Origin of the sequence: Micromonospora thermarum (assembly GCF_012034245.1) — a bacterium.
Lineage (GTDB): Bacteria > Actinomycetota > Actinomycetes > Mycobacteriales > Micromonosporaceae > Micromonospora > Micromonospora thermarum.
The window spans coordinates 166,166-187,213 of sequence record NZ_JAATEO010000001.1 but is presented as its reverse complement, the minus strand read 5'-3'; the positions used below and the strand labels follow the sequence as shown (position 1 = coordinate 187,213).

General features: G+C 69.4%; 18 protein-coding genes, 2 tRNA genes and 1 pseudogene. 11 read left to right on the top strand and 10 right to left on the bottom strand.

Translation table 11 applies throughout. The annotated features are described in order from the left end of the window. Positions 1-185: 185 nt before the first annotated feature. The 6 genes from HCJ94_RS00930 to HCJ94_RS00905 are packed head-to-tail and all read left to right on the top strand — an operon-like array spanning position 186 to position 4,989. On the top strand, positions 186-857 hold the full coding sequence (locus HCJ94_RS00930) for an SDR family NAD(P)-dependent oxidoreductase (protein ID WP_309227096.1): 672 nt from the start codon (positions 186-188) through the stop codon (positions 855-857). Then, positions 854-1,654 (top strand): class I SAM-dependent methyltransferase, encoded by an 801-nt coding sequence (locus tag HCJ94_RS00925; RefSeq protein WP_167999014.1) that lies wholly within the window; start codon positions 854-856, stop codon positions 1,652-1,654. The genes HCJ94_RS00930 and HCJ94_RS00925 overlap by 4 nt, the downstream gene beginning before the upstream one ends. Further along, a complete protein-coding gene (locus HCJ94_RS29830; RefSeq protein ID WP_240943725.1) occupies positions 1,654-2,577 on the top strand; it encodes a hypothetical protein in 924 nt (307 codons plus the stop codon). The genes HCJ94_RS00925 and HCJ94_RS29830 overlap by 1 nt, the downstream gene beginning before the upstream one ends. Next, entirely contained in the window at positions 2,577-3,140 is a 564-nt protein-coding gene (locus HCJ94_RS00915; protein WP_205800414.1) for a hypothetical protein, read from the top strand. The genes HCJ94_RS29830 and HCJ94_RS00915 overlap by 1 nt, the downstream gene beginning before the upstream one ends. Further along, entirely contained in the window at positions 3,137-4,330 is a 1,194-nt protein-coding gene (locus HCJ94_RS00910) for an NUDIX domain-containing protein (RefSeq protein ID WP_167999013.1), read from the top strand. The genes HCJ94_RS00915 and HCJ94_RS00910 overlap by 4 nt, the downstream gene beginning before the upstream one ends. Beyond that, on the top strand, positions 4,327-4,989 hold the full coding sequence (locus tag HCJ94_RS00905; RefSeq protein WP_167999012.1) for a nucleoside/nucleotide kinase family protein: 663 nt from the start codon (positions 4,327-4,329) through the stop codon (positions 4,987-4,989). Before HCJ94_RS00910 ends, HCJ94_RS00905 begins: the two co-directional genes overlap by 4 nt. 53 nt (positions 4,990-5,042) lie before the next feature. On the opposite strand, the gene HCJ94_RS00900 is transcribed toward HCJ94_RS00905, so the two are convergent. Further along, on the bottom strand, positions 5,043-6,656 hold the full coding sequence (locus HCJ94_RS00900; protein WP_167999011.1) for a hypothetical protein: 1,614 nt from the start codon (positions 6,654-6,656) through the stop codon (positions 5,043-5,045). Between the two features lie 405 nt (positions 6,657-7,061). On the opposite strand from HCJ94_RS00900, the gene HCJ94_RS00895 reads away from it, so the two are divergent. The 3 genes and pseudogenes from HCJ94_RS00895 to HCJ94_RS29825 form a co-directional block, all read left to right on the top strand. Continuing rightward, positions 7,062-7,937 (top strand): replication-relaxation family protein, encoded by an 876-nt coding sequence (locus HCJ94_RS00895; protein ID WP_167999010.1) that lies wholly within the window; start codon positions 7,062-7,064, stop codon positions 7,935-7,937. Between the two features lie 419 nt (positions 7,938-8,356). Then, complete coding sequence (locus HCJ94_RS00890) at positions 8,357-8,605, top strand: hypothetical protein (protein ID WP_167999009.1); 249 nt, start codon at positions 8,357-8,359, stop codon at positions 8,603-8,605. Positions 8,606-8,679: 74 nt separating this feature from the next. Next, a pseudogene (locus HCJ94_RS29825) lies at positions 8,680-9,717 on the top strand (recombinase family protein); the annotation flags it as partial. A gap of 18 nt (positions 9,718-9,735) precedes the next feature. On the opposite strand, the gene HCJ94_RS29820 reads toward HCJ94_RS29825, so the two are convergent. The 7 genes from HCJ94_RS29820 to gyrB all read right to left on the bottom strand — a co-directional run bounded on the left by HCJ94_RS29820 (position 9,736) and on the right by gyrB (position 17,725). After that, positions 9,736-10,173 (bottom strand): hypothetical protein, encoded by a 438-nt coding sequence (locus HCJ94_RS29820; RefSeq protein ID WP_240943723.1) that lies wholly within the window; start codon positions 10,171-10,173, stop codon positions 9,736-9,738. Between the two features lie 118 nt (positions 10,174-10,291). After that, positions 10,292-10,364 (bottom strand) — tRNA-Ala (locus HCJ94_RS00880). 43 nt (positions 10,365-10,407) lie between these two features. Next, complete coding sequence (locus tag HCJ94_RS29815) at positions 10,408-10,536, bottom strand: DLW-39 family protein (protein ID WP_240943722.1); 129 nt, start codon at positions 10,534-10,536, stop codon at positions 10,408-10,410. Between the two features lie 42 nt (positions 10,537-10,578). Then, positions 10,579-10,655 (bottom strand) — tRNA-Ile (locus tag HCJ94_RS00875). 275 nt (positions 10,656-10,930) lie between these two features. Further along, entirely contained in the window at positions 10,931-11,863 is a 933-nt protein-coding gene (locus HCJ94_RS00870; protein ID WP_167999008.1) for a DUF3566 domain-containing protein, read from the bottom strand. 4 nt (positions 11,864-11,867) lie between these two features. Beyond that, positions 11,868-15,647, bottom strand: coding sequence for an intein-containing DNA gyrase subunit A (gene gyrA / locus HCJ94_RS00865; RefSeq protein WP_167999007.1), 3,780 nt, complete (start codon positions 15,645-15,647; stop codon positions 11,868-11,870). A 131-nt stretch (positions 15,648-15,778) separates the two neighbouring features. Continuing rightward, positions 15,779-17,725, bottom strand: coding sequence for a DNA topoisomerase (ATP-hydrolyzing) subunit B (gyrB, locus tag HCJ94_RS00860; RefSeq protein ID WP_167999006.1), 1,947 nt, complete (start codon positions 17,723-17,725; stop codon positions 15,779-15,781). Positions 17,726-18,227: 502 nt separating this feature from the next. Here gyrB and HCJ94_RS00855 point away from each other — a divergent pair. Both HCJ94_RS00855 and HCJ94_RS00845 read left to right on the top strand, forming a co-directional pair. Next, a complete protein-coding gene (locus HCJ94_RS00855) occupies positions 18,228-18,782 on the top strand; it encodes a hypothetical protein (RefSeq protein WP_155329594.1) in 555 nt (184 codons plus the stop codon). Positions 18,783-18,868: 86 nt separating this feature from the next. After that, positions 18,869-19,015 (top strand): hypothetical protein, encoded by a 147-nt coding sequence (locus HCJ94_RS00845; RefSeq protein WP_167998867.1) that lies wholly within the window; start codon positions 18,869-18,871, stop codon positions 19,013-19,015. A 3-nt stretch (positions 19,016-19,018) separates the two neighbouring features. On the opposite strand, the gene HCJ94_RS00840 is transcribed toward HCJ94_RS00845, so the two are convergent. Both HCJ94_RS00840 and recF read right to left on the bottom strand, forming a co-directional pair. Further along, the gene (locus tag HCJ94_RS00840; RefSeq protein WP_373684176.1) at positions 19,019-19,648 is read right to left on the bottom strand and encodes a DciA family protein; all 630 of its coding nucleotides are present in this window, start codon (positions 19,646-19,648) and stop codon (positions 19,019-19,021) included. A gap of 250 nt (positions 19,649-19,898) precedes the next feature. Beyond that, complete coding sequence (recF, locus tag HCJ94_RS00835; protein WP_167999005.1) at positions 19,899-21,032, bottom strand: DNA replication/repair protein RecF; 1,134 nt, start codon at positions 21,030-21,032, stop codon at positions 19,899-19,901. Positions 21,033-21,048: the final 16 nt, after the last annotated feature.

The following is a 21,048-nucleotide window of genomic DNA, read 5'->3' as shown; positions in this document are numbered from 1 at the left end:
AACCGCCGGCCATGAGACGTGCGGTATGCGGACAACCACTTCGTCCGCATGCTCGGCATTCACGACAGCGACTCTGAGGGCGAGTGTAAGGACATCAGGGCGCGACCACTCGTCGGATCCGCCCTGGTTCTTCACGACCCTGGGAGGTGCCAGTGGAGCACGAGACAGTTCCATCCGCCCTGATCGTGACGGGTGCCGGGCGGGGTATCGGTCTCGCCACCGTGCGGGCGGCCATGAGCAGGGGCCTTCCGGTGTACGGATTGGATATTCATGTGCCCGCGGACGTTCCGCGCGGGGACCAGGGCCCTTCCTGGCACGACGTTGACGTCGCGGACGAGCAGCAGGTGCAGTCGTTCTTCGCCGATCACGTCAAGCCGGGATCGGTGGGTGGGCTGGTGAACTGCGCGGGAGCGGTAGAGCGGACCTCGATCCTCGATGCGGACGCCGCGGAGTGGGAGCGGATGCTCGCAGTCAATCTGAGCTCCGCTTTCCTGGTGATCCGCGAGTTCGTCGCGTACGCCGCCGCTCCTGCCGCCATCGTCAACGTCAGTTCGGTCAACGCCCACTACGGGCACCCGGAGCGACTCGGGTACGCGGTCGCCAAAGGCGGCGTGGAGGCGCTCACCCGGGTGACCGCCGCGCAGCTGGCCGATCGAGGCATCCGCGTCAACACGGTCGTGCCGGGTGCGATCGCCACTCAGATGACCCCCGACAAGGCCGCCGGCCACCGCTGTCTTCTCAGGCGCTGCGGTGAACCGGAAGAGGTGGCGGACGCGATCACCTTCCTGCTGTCGCCGAGGGCGTCGTACATCACCGGCAGCACGCTGCACGTCGACGGAGGACTGGGACTGCGATGACGACTACCCACGGCGGTATCACCGAGATCGACTACGCGGCCATGATCCGCGCGCTGAACCAGGTCCACTACGCGGGTGAGACCTCGTTTTACGACACCGCACCGCTGCGCCCCTGTGAGGAGACCCTCTACCGCCGGCTCGGCGTGGGGGCGCGGATCCTCGATGTGGGGTGCGGCGCCGGTCGCGTCACCCGGGCGATAACCGCACTCGGCGGCGACATCGTCGGCGTCGACATCAACGAGGCGGCCCTGGCCGCGGCCCGGGTCGCATGTCCGAACGGTACCTTCGTCCACGGCAGCATGCACGCTTTGCCGCTACCGGCGGACAGCTTCGACCAGGTGTGGTGCCTCCGCTTCTCCTTCAACGCCCTGGCCACCGAGGCCGAGCGGGTGGAGACCCTGCACGAGATGTGGCGGGTGTGCGCTCCGGGAGGCACTGTCCTGGTGGAGACGTTCAACTGGCACTACGCCGGCCGGTTCGGGCTTGTCCGTGTCGCCAACCTGCTGGACCTGGCCGCGCGCGCCGCGCGGTGGCGGGGGCAGCGCCGGACCGGCTCACGGCCGCTTCCCGCGCGCGACATCATCTACCTCGCCAACAAGGCCAGCGGAGCGGCGCCCGGCTACGCCCACCTCACCACCGCCCACGAGTTGTACGCCCTCACGGCGGCATGCGGCATTCGGCAGCACGCGACCGTGACATCGGAGGAGGGTGTCGTGTCGACCCCGGCACCTCCGGTGCGCGGCAGACACCGTCGGTACTCGATGTGGCTCGTCCTCCGTAAACCCGGGGAGCGGTGATGAGTCTGTTGAGAGTCGGCAACCGTGCGCTGGAGATTCAGATCGCTGAGTCGGCACCACGCTGCCTGCGGCGCTTCGTCGCCCGACTCGCTGGCACGGAGCTGCCGACCATACCGACCGGGCAGGTCATGCAGGTACGTGGTGGGCGCCAGACGCGGCTTGCCGTCGACGTTGGCAGAGGTGAGGTCCTACTGGAACTGGCTGCGGACCTGGCTGGCGATCCCGCCACGCTGGCGATCGGGGTGCTCCAGGCCGCGGCACGATCCATGGCCGTCATGGGGGACGGAGACCTGGCGCTCCTGCATGGGAGTGCGGTGACCGCCGACGGCGGACGGTCCGCGATAGCGGTGCTGGACGGCGGACGTGGGCAGGGCAAGACGTCCCTCGCGCTGGGCGTCGCCGCTCGCGGGGGCAGCCTGCTGGTCGACGAGTTCGCCTTCACGAACTTCCCCGGCGGCCAGCCCTGCGTGGTGCCGATGCCCACCCTGCCCTGGCACGTGCGCGCCGACATGGCGCCGCTGCTGGCACCCCACACCACCGAGCGGCTGCTCTACCCGGTGGATCTTCCCACCCCAACCACGGACGGACACCGCCCGCTGCCACTGAGCCTCATCGCTATTCCGGATCATGGCCTTGCCCCCGGGGAGCTGTGTCAGGCGCCAGCTCTCGCGGCCCGGGACATGCTGCGCGCCGCGGTGAACGACCACGAGGCGAAGCTACGCGAACCGACTCTGGACCACGTCTCGATCTTCTCCTCGGCTGACGAGGTCACCATCAGCAGCAGCCTTCCCGCATTCAACTCCGGGGAGAAGGTGCTCGACGCACTGGCCGCTGTACCGGTCATACGCGTCGGCATCGGCAACCCAGATGATCTGCCCACCAGCGTTACCGCGGTGATCCGTCGGATCGGAGGAACATCGTGATGCGGCAGCCGGCCACGCCTCCGATACTCCTCCTCGCCGGCACCAGCGAGGCCGGAAAGTCGAGCGCGGGCGAGTATCTGGCCGCCCTCGGCGCCCGCCGCGTCAAGATCAGGACGGTCCTCGTACGACTCACCTCAGGACGACAGGCCTACCACGAGGGAATGGAAACCCGGGAAGACTTCGGGTACGACGAGTTCGTCTCGAAACTCCTCGAACTGCCCGACGACGGCGAGACGCCCTTGGCAGTCGAGAGCTTCATCGATGCCGCCCTGGCCACAACCGTGAAGCGAACATGGCCAGCGCCATGCGCGATCATCTTCATCACCGCACCAGAACTCGTCCGCATCAGGCGCCTGGCGCAGACCCGAGGGCTGACCGCCGACGAGGCCCAACGCATCATCCGACGCAAGGACGAGCGGAAACGCGTCCACGAACAGATCCCGGCCTGGCGCGCCATTGCCGATCATTGGGTCGACAACACTGCCGACATCATCACCTTCAGGGCTCGCCTACGCGAAGCCTTCCAGACCATCCAGACATCCTCGGGAGGCATCCAGCCATGACTCGTCGATACGCCTCCGCCGGTGCCGTCGTCGCGACCGACGACCTCAGCTCTCCTGCCATCCTGCTCCTCGATCAGGTCCGCAAGAACGGTGAACGACAGACCGTCGCCCCGAAGGGCCGCCTGGAGCCGGGTGAGTCACCGTTTCACGCAGCCAAGAGGGAGGTTGCTGAGGAGGCCGGCCTGACCGACACGCACTACGGCGCGTACCTCGGTCAGGAGGCCTACACCTTCACCGACAACGACGGCACACCAGCGGCGAAGACCGTCGACTGGTTCCTCTTCACCACGGCGACCACCGCCACGACGCCAGCCCGAGACGAAGGCTTCGTCCAGGCCCGCTGGCTCGAGGCTTCCGCCGCCCGGCAGGCCGCCAGCCATCCCCAGTTCCAGCAGATGCTGGATCACGCCCTTGCCGTCATCACCTGGCGTGCCGCTCACCCTCTGCCGATCAGCCGGAAGCTCAGCAGCCTGGTCAACCAGGTGGCGGCAGAGGCCCAGGCCGCCATCGCCGGACACCCGCTTGCCGGGGTCGGGCTGTGTGGATCCGCCGCGCGGGGAGACTTCGTGGAGGGCTGGAGCGACGTCGACTTCATCGCCTGGAACCTGCCCCCGACGTCGGCCGCCGCCACGGCGCTCCACGAGATTGTCAGTGAAGCGGCCCAACGCCACGGTCTTCGAGTGTCACTGCACCTCGCTGACGGCCACGGGGGCGACGCCCGTCGCCTCGGCCCGCTGTACGACATGAAGATGCGGACGGTGCTACGCCGCGTAGGGCTCGACACCGCCGTGATCGCAGGTGCCGCCTCTACCCCCACCGCCGCTCCAGAAATAACCGACCTCGCTGGTGACCTTGCCGTACTCCACGAGTTCGCCGTCGCTCGTCTGGCCGCGAACCACCACCCAAGAACGGAACGCGATGACACCGCACGCCGGGTGTTGTCCGTCCTGTCGAGCGCCGGGCGGCTGCTCGTCACACGCCGAGCGCCAGAGGTAGGCCTGCGGCTTCCCGACGTGATCGAGGCCCTGCGGGAATGGCCCGACAGCGAGCTCGGATCGCTCCTCCGGGACTACGACGCCTACCGCCGCGCAGGCGCAGACGACAAAGAGCAGGCCGAGCGGCTAGCCGCCCGGGTGCCAGGTGCGCTCGTGGCCGCGAGGAGCATGATCGAAGAGTCGGCATCCTTATGATCATCTTCGTCGACGGGATCGATGGCAGCGGGAAGAGCACCCTCATCAGACACCTTGCCGCCGCCCTGAACCGCAGTGGCGCCGAAGCAGCCGTCTCCAGCCCACTGTGGCGTTACCTCCCCACGATCGCCGCCCCAGAACAGTTCGCCACCTGGGTCCTCAACACCACAGGCAAGGACGTTGCCGAGGCGCTCATCAGGGCAATGATTGACCGTCTCGACGACCTCCGCGACATGAGCCGCGGACAAGACCGCGTGTACCTGGTTGATCGGGGCCCGAAAACCGTCTACGCATCTGCCCGTGCCCACGCCCGCGAACGGCATGCGGCACTCGAACCCCTCCGGAAACGTCTGGCCGTCTCGGTCCAAGCACTCAACGCCGTCCAACCGTGCATGGCAATCGAACTCGGGGAAGGCGAGAACGCGCTCAAGGTCGCCCTGCAGCGCCTCGAGTCGTCTCAAACCGTAACGCCCGGATACTTGAAATATTTGCGATCTTTTGCCACCGAAATGCACACCACCGACGACTGGCCAGGCCTGCCGATGCAACGACTAGACGCTTCGAGCCCGATCGAAGTCAACTGTGCGGCAGCCATCGAATCCCTGCGCGTGGGAGCAACCAGGAAGGACAATCCTTCTTCTCCCTTCGTGACTCATTGATCAACACGGCGGGTGGCTCTGGCAGGTTGGTTGAGCTAGCGGAACAGCTGCGGCTATTTGCGCCACCAGGTGGCCCGTCCGCGCATACCGTGGTGCCAGGTGTCGGCTTGGAGCCGAGTAGTGTCGATGGCCTGCTGGTCGCGTTCAGAGCGGTATTCGCGACGGGGCTCAATTGGGCTCCAATCGCCTATGAAAGGCCGCAGGTCGCCGGGCTTGGGTTCGATGTCGAAGTCGATGTCGGCGAGGGTTCGTTCGCCGCGGGTGGGGTCGAGGCGGTCGGCTACGGCTCGTGCCCAGTCGATCCATCGGGTGCGGTTGTCCGAGTCGGCTGGTTCGTCGGGCGCGGTTTCGAGGGCGTCGCAGAAGGCGCGGATCTCGTTGGCGGAGATCCAGGAGTCGTAGGCCCGCCGGAACGCCTTCTTGCGCAGGAGTTCGGTGGCTTGGGGGCGGGCCTCGTCGAGGGCGATCTGCCAGCGGCGGCGCTCTTCTGCCCGCTTCCTTTCTTGCTCAGCGACGTATTCGTCGTGGGCCCGTTGGGCGGCCTGTTTGGCTTCCTCGTCGGCAGCGATGCCGGCTTCGACGTCACGGATGATGCGGGGGAGGCGTTTCTCCAGGGTGGTGCGCTTGTCGTCGGTCCAGGTGTCCTTCTTGTCCCAGCCGGCGCGGGCGATCTCCATCCGCAGACGGCCTGAGGCGACCCGGTCGGTCTTGGGCAGCACCATCCACCGGCTGCGCCGCAACTGCCGGGCCTCCTCGGCGGTGGGGACGTGGGGGACGTCGTCGTACTCCTCGATCAGCCTGACCCTGCGACGGGTCTTGTCGATTTGGAGGTAGACCGACGGGTTCTTGGTTTTGGTGTTCACCCCGACCCGGTGGCCTCGTCGTCGGGCTTCGGCAGCGAGGCCGCGGATCAGGTCCAGCGCCCTGGGGACGGATGCCTCCGTGACTTCCAACCCGGCCGGGTTCTTCTCCAAAGCGGCGAACACGAGATCGGGATCGGTGGTGACGCGGCGGGTGTTAAGTCGGATCCGATTCCAGTCCGTCGCGTCCGGGTCGTCGTCGTTGGACAGCCGGATGATCAGGTCTCCGGCGGCGCGACCGGTGTGCTTGAGGTGGAACCCGGCAGGTACGAGGCCGTGCTGCTTGGCGGCGTGGATAACCCGCCGATACCGGGCGCGTTCGTCGGAATCGGGGCTCTCGACTCGCACCGTTCCACCTTCGGCTTGAAGGCGCTCGACGAGTTGCCGGGCCTGCTCGACCGTCGCGGCGGCTGGGGACCGCGTCGAGCCAGCTGCCGTGGTGGCCTCGCCGGCTCGCGACTGGGCAGGGGCCGACGCATCTTGCTTGGCGGTGACGGTGGTCCGGACGCGCTGGCGGGGTGTCGTCGTGCCGTTCAAGAGGCGGTCGGGGTGGTCGGGGTGGATGCCGTTGTCGAGGTAGAACTGGCCGGCGTCGGTGATTTGAGCGCGCCACACGCCACCTCGGCGGCTGACGTCGACGAGCCGACGGCTCTGCAGCGCCCGGGCCGAGTGGCGCTGGTCGACGCCGTCGGGGCCGCTGAGGTCGTCCCCGTCGCCGATTCGCCGCAGCAAGAGCAGTTGATGTTCCTTCAGCGGATCCCATCTCTGCACGCCTTCGACCTTCGACGGCCACGAGCCGATCCGCAAGCAACGACACCCACCTTCGCCTGGACGCAGGCGGACCCCACGTAGTGGCGCCTGGCCGTGGTTCGCGCCGGATCCATCTGCTCACCCCCGTGGCGTCCGCTACGCCGGTCCCGTCCGAGCTCACCAAACGACCCCTCCTCACCTTGGAGTACATCCTGTTCACGCATCGATTCTCGCCGCCGCCGCTGGCGGCTACCGCATCCTCGAAGTCTCCCGCTGACAGAGGCGGGCTTGACCTCCCGTTGCGGGTCCTGCTGGGTCTCCCACTTGGCGTCCCGCTTCAACAGGACCCCCGAACGGACCCTTTGGCTCGGCTCACAGCCCAGGTCAGGGCCGCTGTCAGCGTCGTCTGTCGTGATGCGACTGACCCTCCGAATGGGTCTCTCCCCCCTGGGATGGTGGCGTATGCCTGATCCGCTGCTTCGGGTGCAGGCCCAGCTCACCGACCGCGATCTCGTGCTGCTCGGCTGGCTGGCCGACCATGGGGTGCTCACCTCCTTCCAGATCGCCCACGCCCTGTTCCCGTCGGTTGACTACGCGCAGGAACGCCTGCGTGCCCTGACGAACAAGTTGGGGGTGATGGACCGGTTCCGGCCGCAGAAGCCTGACGGCGGCTCCTACCCGTACCACTACGTCCTGGCGCAGCTCGGTGTCGAGGTCGTCGCCGCGCAGCGCGGTGAGGATCTGCCGCGTAAGGACCAGGCCCGCAGGCGGCGTTGGCACTTGACGAGGCGGGCGAACTTGCCGCACCTGCTGGGGGTCAACGGCTTCTTCACCGCCCTCGCCGGCCACGCCCGTACCCACCTCGGCAGCGAGTTGGTGCGCTGGTGGCCGTCGGCGCGCTGCCAGAAGATGGGTGCCTTCGCCGAGCCCGGCGATGACGTCTCGGTCCGGGTCTACGAGTCGAGGTCGCGGCCGGACGGGCACGGCATCTGGGTCGAGGGCGACCGGAGGGTGCCGTTCTTCCTGGAGTACGACCTCGGCACCGAACGGCCGCTGTCCCGGCTGGTCGACAAACTCCACGGCTACCGGGAACTCGCCCACGTCACCGGCCGGATCTGGCCGGTGCTGTTCTGGCTGCCGTCTCCGGCACGGGAGCGGCACCTGCACCAGGAACTCACCGCCGCCGGGATCAGGTACCCGGTGGCCACCGCCGTACACGCCGAGGTCACCGGCATCAATCCTGCCGACGCGGTGTGGTGGCAATACCGCTCCGACCGGGCGCCGGTGCGCCTGGCCGACCTCCCCGCCGCAGGCAGCGGCACACCACGGGCCGCCTGAGCGGGTCACAGTGCCGACCGCCCCGGTTGCGCGGCTACGTGCCCCACACGGGCGGGAACAGGGGCCGTCTACCCGTCCTGCGAGGCGGCCCGTGGTCGGGCGGGCGGTGACGGCACCGCACCAGACGGAGAAGGTGAGGGCGCGGACGGTACCTCGCCGCTCGCCGTGATGCGCAAGGCTCGGCGACTGTCAGCCGCTCTCCGGCGCCCCTGGTGAGTTTTGTGAGCCGCTGACAGTTCCGATCCCTTCCTGGTGACAGCCCGCAGAGCTATCATCCGCGCCCCATCACGCCAGGAGGCCAATGGCATCAAACAGATTTCCCGCATCAATCGGATCGATCGCGCGATCCCGCGCAAGAGAGGAAACCGCATGAACGAAGGACTCCGACCCCAGCAGCTTCACACGCTTTTCGGAGGACCGTGGCCACCGCGCCCCACCGCGACGAAAACACCGTCCGGAGCTATCCTGACGACCCGCATCCCGGTACCGCCACACATTGCGGCGGTGCGAAAAACACCTCGACCGGCGGAAAGGAAACGACGATTCCGATGCGTATCGCGCGCGTCGACACCATTCCCATGACCGCCGAGGACCTCGACAACGCCGCCGAAGCACTCGCCGTCCTGCTCAACCACTTCCGGCGCGAGCACCCCGACCTCGCCGCCTGAACCCCCCGCCCGACGCGTGGGCGGCCCACCCACCCGGGCCGCCCACACCCAACCCCGCACGGAGGATCCGCCTGATGACAGGCAAGCCCACCCCCACCAGCCCACCCAAGCGGCGCGGCCGACGCGCCCACACCCCCACCCAGCCGGACACCCCGGCCGGGCCGTGCCGGGTGTGCATCTACGTCCGCCGCTCCACCGACGACGAACACCAACCGTTCTCCCTACTCGCCCAACGCGCCGCCCTGCAGAAGTACGTGAAAAGCCACCCCGGCTGGGTCATCGTCTGCGAATTCGAAGACGACGCCTCCGGCGCCACCACCGACCGGCCAGGCCTGAAGAAAGCACTCGACGCGGCGAAAGCCGGCATGTACGACGTCCTGCTCGTCTACCGACTCGACCGATTCAGCCGCAGCGTCGCCGACCTCCTCGACCTCATCGGAACTCTCGAAGCCGCGAACGTGCGATTCTCCTCCGCCACCGAACCCATCGACACCGGCGGCCCGTTCGGCCGCATGATGCTGCAACTCCTCGCCGTGTTCGCCGAATTCGAACGCAACATCATCATCGACCGAGTGAAAAGTGGCATGACCGCGAAAGCCAGCAAAGGCCAATGGGCCGGCGGCACCCGCCCCTACGGCTACCAAGTCGACCGCGACACCCAGCGCCTCGTCCCCCACGCCGACGAGGCACCCATCCTCCGCGACATCTTCCACCTCTACACCCGCGACCGACTCGGCACCCGCGCCATCGCCACCGACTTGAACGCCCGCGGTGTCCCGAACCGCACCGGCAAGAAATGGTCCGGACACGCCATCAACCGGATCCTGGACAACCCCGCCTACGTCGGGGACATCGCCTACCGTGACGTCCTCGTCCCCGACGCCCACGAACCGCTCATCGACCGGGACACCTTCCGCCGCGCCCAGGACATCGCCGCAGCGCGCGGTGACGTCCAAACCCAGCGGGCCATGTCCGACTCGGACTACTACCTCACCGGCCTACTGACATGTCCACAGTGCGGACAACGCTACATCGGCACGTCCGCCAACGGCCGCACCCGCCGCTACCGCTACTACACCTGCTTCACCCGCACCCGCTACGGCAAACACGCCACCTGCACCGCACCCCGGCTACCCGCCGACGACCTCGACCAGATGATCCTCAAGGCTCTGCACGACTTCTACACCACCGCCGAACCCGTCCTCACCGCCATGATCGAACGCGCCCAAGCCCAACGCGACAGCACCCGCGACGACCGGCGCGCCGAACTCGCCGCCCTCGCCAGCCAAATCACCAGCACCGAAGCCGCCATCGCTCGATATCACACGGCGTTCGAGAACGGCACCATGGACGACGCCACCGCCGGCCCCCGCATCCGCGAACTCCGCCAACGGCTCGCCCAACTCCAAGCCCGGCGCACCGAACTCGACGCCAGCCTGACGTCGCAGCCCGCGCCCCCGCCGCCCGGCACCGTCGCCCGGATCCGCGACCACCTCAGCACCATCATGGCCAGCGGCACCGCCACCGAACGCAAGGCCGCGATCGAAGCCCTCATCGCCGAAGTCCAACTCACCGACCAGGGAGTCGTACCCGTGTTCAAGATCCCCACCGACACGACAATGCCCCCGCCCGGAACGGACGGGGGCATTTCAGAAGAACCACCGGTTCGCACAATGGTGCGGTCGGTGGAGCCCAGGGGACTCGAACCCCTAACCCCTGCCTTGCAAAGGCAGTGCTCTGCCAGTTGAGCTAGGGCCCCGGGGCGGTCGAAGCCGCCTGGTGCTGGCAGGAGAGAGACGCGCTCAGCGCAGGTCGGGCGCGGTGGTCGCCTCGTGCCACAGGGCGCGCTCGTCGTTGGAGGCCTTCACCTTCTTGGCCACCACGGCCGCCACACCGACGACACCGACCAGGATCAGCAGCTTCTTGAACATTGGGGCGACCCCTCACGCTCGACAGTGCCGTCGGACGATCTCTGGTGGGGCTAGCTGGAATCGAACCAGCGACCTCAGAGTTATCAGCTCTGCGCTCTAACCGACTGAGCTATAGCCCCGCGTAGCGACGAGCAAGGTTAACCCATCGGCCGGGCCGCCCCCAAATCGGGGTGGCCTGGCCGGCTGGCCTCGCCGCCCCTGAACCTACCCGAGCCCCGGCCGGCCCGCCCACCGACTTTCCGGGAGGGCGTCCCCCACGACACGCCGCTTCCTGCGGTGTCCGGGGCGTGGGACACCGCGGGTTGCCGCAAGCCGAGTGGATCAGGCCGCCGCGGGCCGGACAACGGGACGCCGGGGCCCGCACGCGGCGGCACCCCGGCGGTCCGGTCGTCTCTCAGTCGCGCTCGGCGAGCGTCAGCTCGATGCCGCCCACCAGGTCGGCGCACACGTTGTAGATGAACGCACCGAGCGTGGCCAGCGCCGTGAACAGCACCACGTTGACCAGGCCGATCAGCGCCGAGCTCAGGATCACGCCCCGGGCGGTGATCTGGAACCCGCTGGCGCTCTGGCCGCCACCGGCGCTGACCAGGTCGGTCAGGCTGTCGTTGACGCTGGCGAACACGCCCATCGCGTCCAGCGCCAGGTACAGCACCGAGGTCGCGACCACCACGACGATGAAGAGCACCACCGACACCGCGAAGGCGAACTTCATCACCGACCACGGGTCGATCCGCTTCAGGTTCAGGCGAGCCCGGCGCGGTCCGCGGGAGGCGGCCGACGTGACCGAGGTACGCGCTGCGCGTACCGCCTCGCCCACGCGTGCGGCCCCCACGGCCGCCGCGCCGCTGATGCCCGGCGGAAGGCCCCCGCCCTGCGGGCGGGCACCCGGGCGGCCGTCCGCCTGCGGGCGGGCCGTCCCGGTCACCCGCGGCTGGGTGCCGGTGTTTCCCGTGACCCGGGGCTGCGTGCCGGTCGCGGCGGTCGTGCCGGTCGCCGTGCCCAGCCCGGCGCCGACGGCGATCGGCTGGGTCGTCGCCGGCCGCGCCGCGGTCGACGTCGCGGTCCCGGCTGCGCTCGGGGCGTCGACCTTCGTCGCCTCGGCCGGCTTCTCCGGCTTGTCCGTGGCCTCCGGCTCCTCGCCGGGCTTGTCCGGCGGCGGCACCATGCCGGGAGCCCTTGTGAACTTCGGGGCAGGCGCGTCGGCGGGGACGGTCGCCCGACCCACGGCCGCGCGGCCGGTCGCTGGTGCGCCGCTCTTGGCGGCCTCCTCGTCGACCGGGTTGGCCGAGGTCCCCGTGTTCCCCGACTTCGCCTGTGTCTCCGTCATTCAACTAGTCCTGTTCGTCAGGCTCGTCGGCATTGCGAGCAATCGCCACGATAGTCACGCCATCCGGGAGGTCCATCAGCTTGACCCCCATTGTGTTCCGATCACGCGTACGGCGTACAGGCTTCACCGGAGTCCGGATGACACCACCGTTACTGGTGATCGCGAACAGCTCGTCGTCCGGGTCGATCACCACAGCGCCGACCAGACCACCGCGCCGCTCGGTGATCTTCGCAGTCAGCACGCCCTTACCTCCCCGGCCCTGCACCGGGTATTCCTCGATCGGGGTGCGTTTCGCGTAGCCCCCGTTCGTGGCCACCAGGACGTCCATGCCCTCGCGGACGACCTCCATGGCGAGCAGCACGTCGTCCTCGCTGAACCGCATCCCGATCACACCCGACGTCGCCCGGCCCATCGGCCGCAGCGCCTCGTCCGAGGCGTTGAAGCGGATCGCCTGCGCGTTCTTGGAGACCAGCAGCAGATCCTCGGTGGGAGCGACGAGCGCAGCCCCGACCAACTCGTCCTCATCACGCAGGTTGATCGCGATGATGCCGCCGGACCGAGGGGAGTCGAACTCCTCGAGCTTCGTCTTCTTCACCAGGCCGTTCTTCGTGGCCAGTACCAGGTAGGGCGCCACCTGGTAGTTCGGAATCTCGATGATCTGTGCGATCTGCTCGTCCGGTTGGAAGGCGAGCAGGTTGGCCACGTGCTGGCCCTTGGCCACCCTACTGGCTTCCGGAAGCTCGTACGCCTTGGCCCGGTAGACACGCCCCTTGTTGGTGAAGAACAGGATCCAGTCGTGCGTCGAGCACACGAAGAAGTGGCTGACGATGTCGTCCTGACGCAGGGACGCCCCGCTGACACCCTTGCCGCCCCGCCGCTGCGAGCGGTACGCGTCGACCTTGGTGCGCTTCGCGTACCCGGTCCGGGTGATCGTGACCACCACGTCCTCGCGGGCGATGAGGTCCTCCATCGAGACCTCGCCGTCGAACGGGATGATCTGCGTACGCCGCTCGTCGCCCCACTTCGCGACGATCTCGCCCAGCTCCTCCGAGACGATCCTCCGCTGCCGCTCCGGCTTGGCGAGGATGTCCTTGAGGTCGGCGATCTCCAGCTCCAGCTTGGCCAGGTCGTCGAGGATCCGCTGCCGCTCCAGGGCGGCCAGCCGGCGCAGCTGCATGTCGAGGATCGCGGTCGCCTGGACCTCGTCGATGTCCAGCAGCCGGATCAGGCCCTGCCGGGCGTCGTCGACCGTCGGCGAGCGCCGGATCAGGGCGATCACCTCGTCGAGCGCGTCCAGCGCCTTGGCCAGACCACGCAGGATGTGCGCCCGCTCCTCGGCCTTGCGCAGCCGGAACGCCGTCCGCCGGCGGATGACCTCGATCTGGTGCTCGACGTAGTAGCGGATGAACTGGGCCAGGTTGAGCGTGCGCGGCACGCCGTCGACCAGCGCCAGCATGTTGGCGCCGAAGGTCTCCTGGAGCTGTGTGTGCTTGTAGAGGTTGTTCAGCACCACCTTGGCGACCGCGTCGCGCTTGAGGACGAGCACGATCCGCATGCCCGTACGCCCGGAGGACTCGTCCCGGATGTCGGCGATGCCGGCGAGCTTGCCCTCCTTGATCAGCTCGGCGATCCGCTCGGCCAGGTTGTCCGGGTTCACCTGGTACGGCAGCTCGCTGACCACCAGCGCCGGCCGGCCCCGCTTGTCTTCCTCGACCTCCACCACCGCGCGCATGCGGATCGAGCCGCGGCCGGTCCGGTACGCGTCCTGGATGCCGGCCTGGCCGACGATCAGGCCGTGGGTCGGGAAGTCCGGCCCCTTGACGATCTCCAGGAGTGCTTCCAGGGTGGTGGCCTCGTCGGCCTCCGGGTTCTCCAGGCACCACTGGACAGCCGCGCCGATCTCCCGCAGGTTGTGCGGCGGAATCTTGGTGGCCATACCGACGGCGATGCCCTCGGAGCCGTTGATCAGCAGGTTCGGGATCCGGGACGGCAGGATGGTGGGCTCCTTGGCCCGACCGTCGTAGTTGTCCTGCATGTCGACGGTGTCTTCGTCGATGTCCCGCATCATTTCCATGGCGAGCGGGTCGAGCTTGCACTCGGTGTTGTGGCTGACGAAGCCGTCGGAGACGAAGGAGTGGTCCTCGGTGTCCACCCGGATGCTGTAGACCGGCTGCACGCCCGCGTCGGCGACGCCGATCACCTCGGCGTAGTAGAAGCGGCCGTCGACCAGCGGCTCGACCACGTCGAGCACCTCGGCCTCGGTGATCCGGGCCGCGATCTCGTCCCGGTCCCGCTCCCAGCGCTCCACCCGGTCGACGTTGTGCCGACGCAGCCAGTCCCGCTCGGTCCAGCGGGTCGCGCCGTGCTCGCGGATGAAGTCGCCGACCAGCGGCACATGGTCGCTGGAGAGCGCGCTGCTGCTCGCCGGGACGGCGGCCAGCTCCGACTCCAGCTTGGCCTGCTTGCGGCCGAGGAAGCCGACGTGCGCGGCGAAGATCCGCGCGTCCCGGCGGTTGGTCACGACGACCTTGATCTCACCGTTGTCGTAGCGGCACTGCTTGCTGACCACGCCGAACTCCAGCAGAAGCTGCTGGAGTTCGCGGGCGAGCCGCTCGCTACGGGTGGAGTACGAGATCTGGATGGTGTGGCGCGGCAGCAGCGAGGACGAGCCGTCACCCTCGAAGAGCGCCTGCAGGAAGGCCCGCTTGATCGCGGCCGGCCCGCGCCAGACGAACTCCGGCACGAACTTGCCGGCGCTGCGCGCCCCGACCAGCTCGCCGAGGATGCTTCCCCGCAGCGCGGTGACGTCCTGGACGTCCAGCTCGTGCAGCGTGCTGCCCGAGGCGATCACACGCTCGCTGACGTACCGGGGGCCGCCGACCGCGAGGTCGTAGGCGGCCAACACCCGGACGAAGAAGTCGCGATCGACATTGTTGAAGCCGGCCCGCCTCTCGGACACCCAGCCTTCGCTCACGAAGGCGCCCGCCAGGACGGCCGCCTCGACGTGCTCCAGCATCGGGTAGCCGATCTCGTCCGGCACGCTGCGCTGGAGCACCACCCGGTCGCCGGGAGCGATCTCGGCGAGCAGCTTCCACAGCAGGGTCGGCACGCCGGCCACGTCCACCAGGCAGAGCACCGGGTGGTTGTGGGTGCCGGTCAGCTCGTACCCCTCGCGGGTGCGCAGCCGCAGCGTCGGGTGCTCGCCCGAGTGGAAGAACTTCGAGGCGCGGACCAGGTCGCCGTTGCGGTCGCGGACCTTGAGCTCGATGTCGGTCTCGCTGCTCGGCGCGGCGTCGGCGACGACCTGGTCGATCCGCACCGATCCGTCAGCGGTACGAATACGGGCATCTCCGGTCAGACAATAACGCATCGCCGCGGCCGGGTCGTTTCCGGGCGAGCCGAAGTTGCCGTTGCCGTCGACCAGCGGGTAGCGCAGCGACCAGGGCTGCGCCATCCGGACCAGCGCGTCGTAGATCGGCGAGTCGCCGTGCGGGTGAAACTGACCCATTACGTCGCCGACCACACGGGAGCACTTCACGTAGCCGCGGTCGGGCCGATACCCCGAGTCGAACATCGCGTACAGGATCTTGCGGTGGACCGGCTTGAGCCCGTCCCGGACGTCCGGCAGCGCGCGCCCGACGATGACGCTCATCGCGTAGTCGAGGTAGGAGCGCTGCATCTCGACCTCGAGCCCGACCGGCTCGATGCGGTCGTGCGCGACGACGGCACCGACGGTCTCGGGGACCTCGGGCTCGTTCGGTGTGGACTCGGGGGTATCGGTCACTTGTTAACCCTTATCAGACTCAGAGTCGTTTTCGTGCTGTGGATAACAGCTGTGGAAACCGGCCAGGCTGTGGATAACTCTGTGGACCCGCAGGCCCGGCCGGTGGATGACCGGCCGGGCCGGAGCGGACGTCAGATGTCCAGGAACCGCACGTCCTTGGCGTTGCGCTGGATGAACGAGCGACGCGCCTCGACGTCCTCACCCATCAACACGCTGAACAGCTCGTCGGCGGTTGCCGCGTCGTCGAGCGTCACCTGACGCAGCGTACGCGTGGCCGGGTTCATCGTGGTCTCCCACAGCTCGGGATAGTTCATCTCGCCGAGACCCTTGAACCGCTGGATGTCGTCCGGCTTGGCGTTGGGCTTCTTCTGCTGGCGCAGGGCGATCAGCCCGTCGCGCTCCCGGTCGGAGTACGCGTACTGGGCGTCGTCGCCCTTCTTGTTCCACTTGATCTTGTAGAGCGGCGGCGCGGCCAGGTAGACGTGGCCCAGCTCGACCAGCGGCCGCATGAAGCGGAACAGCAGGGTGAGCAGCAGCGTCTGGATGTGCTGACCGTCGACGTCGGCGTCGGCCATCAGCACGATCTTGTGGTAGCGCAGCTTCTCGATGTCGAAGTCGTCGTGGATGCCGGTGCCGAGCGCGGTGATCAGCGCCTGGACCTCGTTGTTCTTGAGGACCCGGTCGATGCGGGCCTTCTCGACGTTGAGGATCTTTCCGCGGATCGGCAGGATCGCCTGCGTACGCGGGTCGCGACCCTGCTTCGCCGAGCCGCCGGCGGAGTCACCCTCGACGATGAAGACCTCGGACTCGCGCGGGTCGGTGGACTGGCAGTCGGCCAGCTTGCCAGGCATCGACCCGGATTCCAGCAGCGACTTGCGCCGGGCCAGCTTGCGGGCCTGCTGCGCGGCGATGCGGGCGCGGGCCGCCTGCGACGCCTTCTGGATGATGATCTTCGCCTCGGCCGGGTTGCGGTCCAGCCAGTCGACCAGCCACTCGTTGCAGACGCGCTGCACGAAGCTCTTGACCGGGGTGTTGCCGAGCTTGGTCTTGGTCTGGCCCTCGAACTGCGGGTTGGCCAGCTTGACCGAGATGATCGCGGCGAGGCCCTCGCGGATGTCCTCACCGGAGAGCTTCTCGTCGCCCTTGAGCAGCTTCTTGTCGGCGCCGTAGCGGTTGACGACGCTGGTCAGCGCGGCCCGGAAGCCCTCCTCGTGGGTGCCGCCCTCGTGGGTGTTGATCGTGTTTGCGAAGGTGTAGACCGACTCGCCGTACGACTCGTTCCACTGCATGGCGATCTCGACCGACATGCCCTCCTCCTCGGCGCCGAACTCGACCACCGTCTTGTGGATCGGGTTCTTGGAGGCGTTGAGGTGCCGGACGAAGTCGGCGATGCCGCCCTTGTAGCAGAAGGTGACCTCCCGCTGCTTGCCCTCCTCGCCCTCCGCGACCCGCTCGTCGAGGAGGTGGATGGTGAGGCCGCGGTTGAGGAAGGCCATCTCCTGGAGGCGCCGGTAGATGGTCTGGAAGTCGAACTCGACGGTCTCGAAGACCGCCGGGTCGGGCCAGAAGGAGACGGCGGAGCCGGTGGCGTTGGTCGGCTCGCCCTTCTCCAGCGGGGTCGGCTTGGAGTTGGTGTACGACTGGCGCCAGAAGTGGCCGTCCTTCTGGATCTCGACGGCCATCCGGGTGGAGAGGGCGTTCACGACGGAGACGCCGACGCCGTGCAGACCGCCGGAGACCGCGTACGCCTTGCCGTCGAACTTGCCGCCGGCGTGCAGCACGGTCAGCGCGACCTCGACACCCGGCTTCTTGAGCTTCGGGTGGAGGTCGACCGGGAAGCCACGGCCGTTGTCGGTGACCCGGACCCCGCCGTCGGCGAGCAGCACGACGTCGATGGTGTCGCAGTGCCCGGCCAGCGCCTCGTCCACCGCGTTGTCGACGACCTCCCACACCAGGTGGTGGAGGCCACGTTCACCGGTGGAACCGATGTACATACCGGGGCGCTTCCGGACCGCCTCCAGCCCTTCGAGGACGGTGATCGACTCGGCGCCGTACTCCTGCTTGTCCTGCGCTGCCACCCTCGGCCACTTTCTCGCGCCGTGCGTGCGCCGGTTGGCGCGCGCCGGGCGCGGGGTTCGGCGGACAGGACGCGACGTCGGCACGCGGACCGGCGCGCCGGGGACTCATCCGGGCTGCGGGTCGAACGCGCCGGTCGCCGCGGTTGCCCGCGGATCGCGATCGGCTCGACCCGACGTGGGACGATGATCGCGGGGCCCGCACCGGCCCCGTGTCTCGTCGCTCCGCACCGGGTCTTCGTCTCAGCGTCAATCTTACTGTGCGCGAGCGACAGAACCACCACTCGGCACCCCCGCGGGCCGTCTCAGACCTCCGTAGCGGGCCGAACTTCGCCGTCCGCGACTCCCCCTACACGCGCCGCCCCTATCGACGGCCCGCACCGGCCGTCCGGCGGTCCCGCGCCCGGCGTGTCCCGCGCCGCTACGAACAGCGGCTTGATCTTTGGGGGCGGGAACCGGACGATCGACCCGTTCGAACGGACACGGGCTTGAGAGGTGACGCCAGATGGGGCTGGACAACGTCGCGGTGCACTGGCCGCGGACCGGCCGCTTCTACGACCCGGTCGCACCGGCCGAGTTCGTCGACTTCGGCGAAATCGTGGACATGCCACGCATCTCGGCACCAACGGCGGCGCTCGCCGAGCTGATCGCGAAGACCGGCACGGTGCGGGCGACCGCGTACACCGAGCTGGTCGACCTGATCCTCGGGCTGGAGAATGTGCTGTACGCCACAGAGAATTCGGCCGAGGACGAGGATCCGGTGATCGATCCGGACGGCTGCTCGTGGATCGCCGACGGGGTGGAGAAGTTCGTGGCCCGCCACCGCCCGGTCGGCGAGGCGGTCACGTTCGAGTCGGTCAGCGAGGTGCTGCGCTCGCTGCTGGGCGACGGACGCCTGGCCGAGCAGCAGTTGCGCTGGCTGGACAGCCGGCTCGACCGGCTGCGGGACGAGAACGGCGACCCGCCGCAGTGGACCTTCACCTGCGCCGAGCTGAGCGTGCTCGCCGCGTTCTACCGCCGCTGCGCCGACCGGGGGTTCGCGGTCTACGCCGACGCCTGAGGCGGTCGGTCCACGCCGCCGTCGGCCGGGCCGGGGCCGGCGGTCACGGCGCGGTTGGCGGCCGCGATCACGCTCGTCAGCACCGAGTGCAGGTGCCGCAGGTCCGCCAGCGGCAGCCCGAGCCGCTCGACGATCGCGGGGGGTGGAAGCAGGATCTGGAGCGGCGCAAGCAGTGGAGCCGCGAGCAGCGGGAGCGCAAGCGCGCCGAGCGGGAGGCCCGGCGCGGAAACTGACCGTCACCCGTACGTGTCGCGGGGTCCGCGACCCCGCACCCGGCGCGGGCCGCGCGACCAGGACGGCGCGGCCGGCCCGTGGATGTGCAGCTTGCGCACCACGTTGTGGCCGACCTCACGGGCGATCTGCTGGAGCAGTGAGCCCGCGAGCAGCCGGAGCTGGGTTGCCCACGCCGTGGACCGGGCCTCGACGGTCAGCTCGCCGTCCTCCAGCTTCACCGGCCGGCTGTGTTGGGCCACCTCCGGCCCGACCACCCGCTCCCAGGCCCCGAAGACGGTCGCCTCGGCCGCCGGCTGCTGCCAGCCCCGGGCCTTCACCAGCCGGTCCAGGACCACGCCCAGCGGCTGCGGGTCGCGCGGGTCCGGCCCGGGCCCGGAGTAACCGCGCAGCCGCCGCTCTCCACCGCCGTCACCGCCGCCGCCCGGGCTCCGCCGCCGGGTCTTCGCCGCCGTTTCCCGGCGGGCCTTCGCCGCGTCGAGCACCGCCCGCGCGAGCTGCGGCCCCGATGCCCCGGGCGGCAGGTCCGCGGTTCCGGTCTCGCCGCCGCCCGCGGTCGCACCGGCGGGGTCCGTCGCCTGCGCGGCCTCCCCAGCGGGTCCGGCCGCGCGGGTCCGGCGCCCTCCGTCGGGCACCCGCTTCCCGTCCGCGCCAGACGGAGCGTCGCCACCGGCCGGCCGGTCCGTGTCCGATCCCGGCCGGAGACCGGGCCGCCCGCCGTCGGAGGTCCGCCCGCCGTCGGAGGTCCGCCCGGCGTCCGCGCCGCTTCCGGCCGGTCGGCCCGCCCGGCCGCCTCGGCCGCCGGCTCCCGAGGGAGTACGCGCACCGCCCGCCCCGGTCGGGGCGGCGCGGCTCGGTGCCGGGCCGGCTGTGCCCGGCTGCGACTCATCTGACACGGTGCACCGTCCCCTCGCCGACGGCGTACCGGGCGCCGCGCAGTCGCGCGGGTACGTCGTCGTCCACCGCGCACGTCACCAGCAGCTGGCTCGCGCCGCCGACCAGGTCGGCGAGGCGTTCCCGCCGGCCGGTGTCCAGCTCCGCGAAGACGTCGTCGAGCACGAGCACCGGCTCGATGCCGTCGGCACGCAGCAGGTCGTATCCGGCCAGCCGGAGCGCCAGCGCGTACGACCACGACTCGCCGTGGCTCGCGTACCCCTTGGCCGGCAGCGGGCCGAGCGTCAGCGCGAGGTCGTCGCGGTGCGGGCCGACCAGGGTCGTGCCCCGTTCGATCTCGGCGGACCGGGACTCGGCGAGCGCGGCGGTCAGCGCGTCGGCCAGGCTGGCCCGGTCGGTGGTCGGCTCGGTCAGCTCCACCGACGGCCGGTACGCGATGCCCGCGGCGCCCTTGCCGGCGGCCACCGCGTCGTACGCCTTGGTGACGTGCGGGGTCAGCGCGGCGACCAGTTCGAGACGGCCGGCGAGCAGCTCGGCGCCGTGCCGCGCGAGGTGCGTGTCCCAGACCGCGAGGGTGGACAGGTCCCCGCCCCGGGAGCCGCCGGTCTTGCGGGCGAGGTACGCGGTGCGCAGCAGGGCGTTGCGTTGCTTGACCACGCGCTCGTAGTCGGCACGAACCCCGGCGTACCGGGGTTGGCGGAGCACCAGCAGGTCGTCGAGGTAGCGGCGGCGCTCGGCCGGATCGCCCCGGACGAGTTCCAGGTCCTCCGGGGCGAAGAGCACCAGGCGCAGGGCGCCGAGCACGTCGCGGGAGCGGCGGGCCGGCGACCGGCCGAGCCGGGCGCGGTTGGCCTTTCCCGGCACGATCTCCAGCTCCACCAGCAACTCGCGCCCCTCGTGCACGACGGCGCAGCGGATGATCGCCGAGGTGGCGCCCATGCGGACGAGGGGGACGTCCGTGGCGACCCGGTGCGAGTCCAGGGTCGCCACGTAGCCGAGCGCCTCGACGAGGTTGGTCTTGCCGACGCCGTTGGGGCCGACGAGGACGTTCGCCCCCGGTTCGAGGTCGACGCCGACCCGCTCGTACGAGCGGAAGTCGACCAGTTCGAGCCGGCGGACGTACACAGGCTGTGGACGGGCG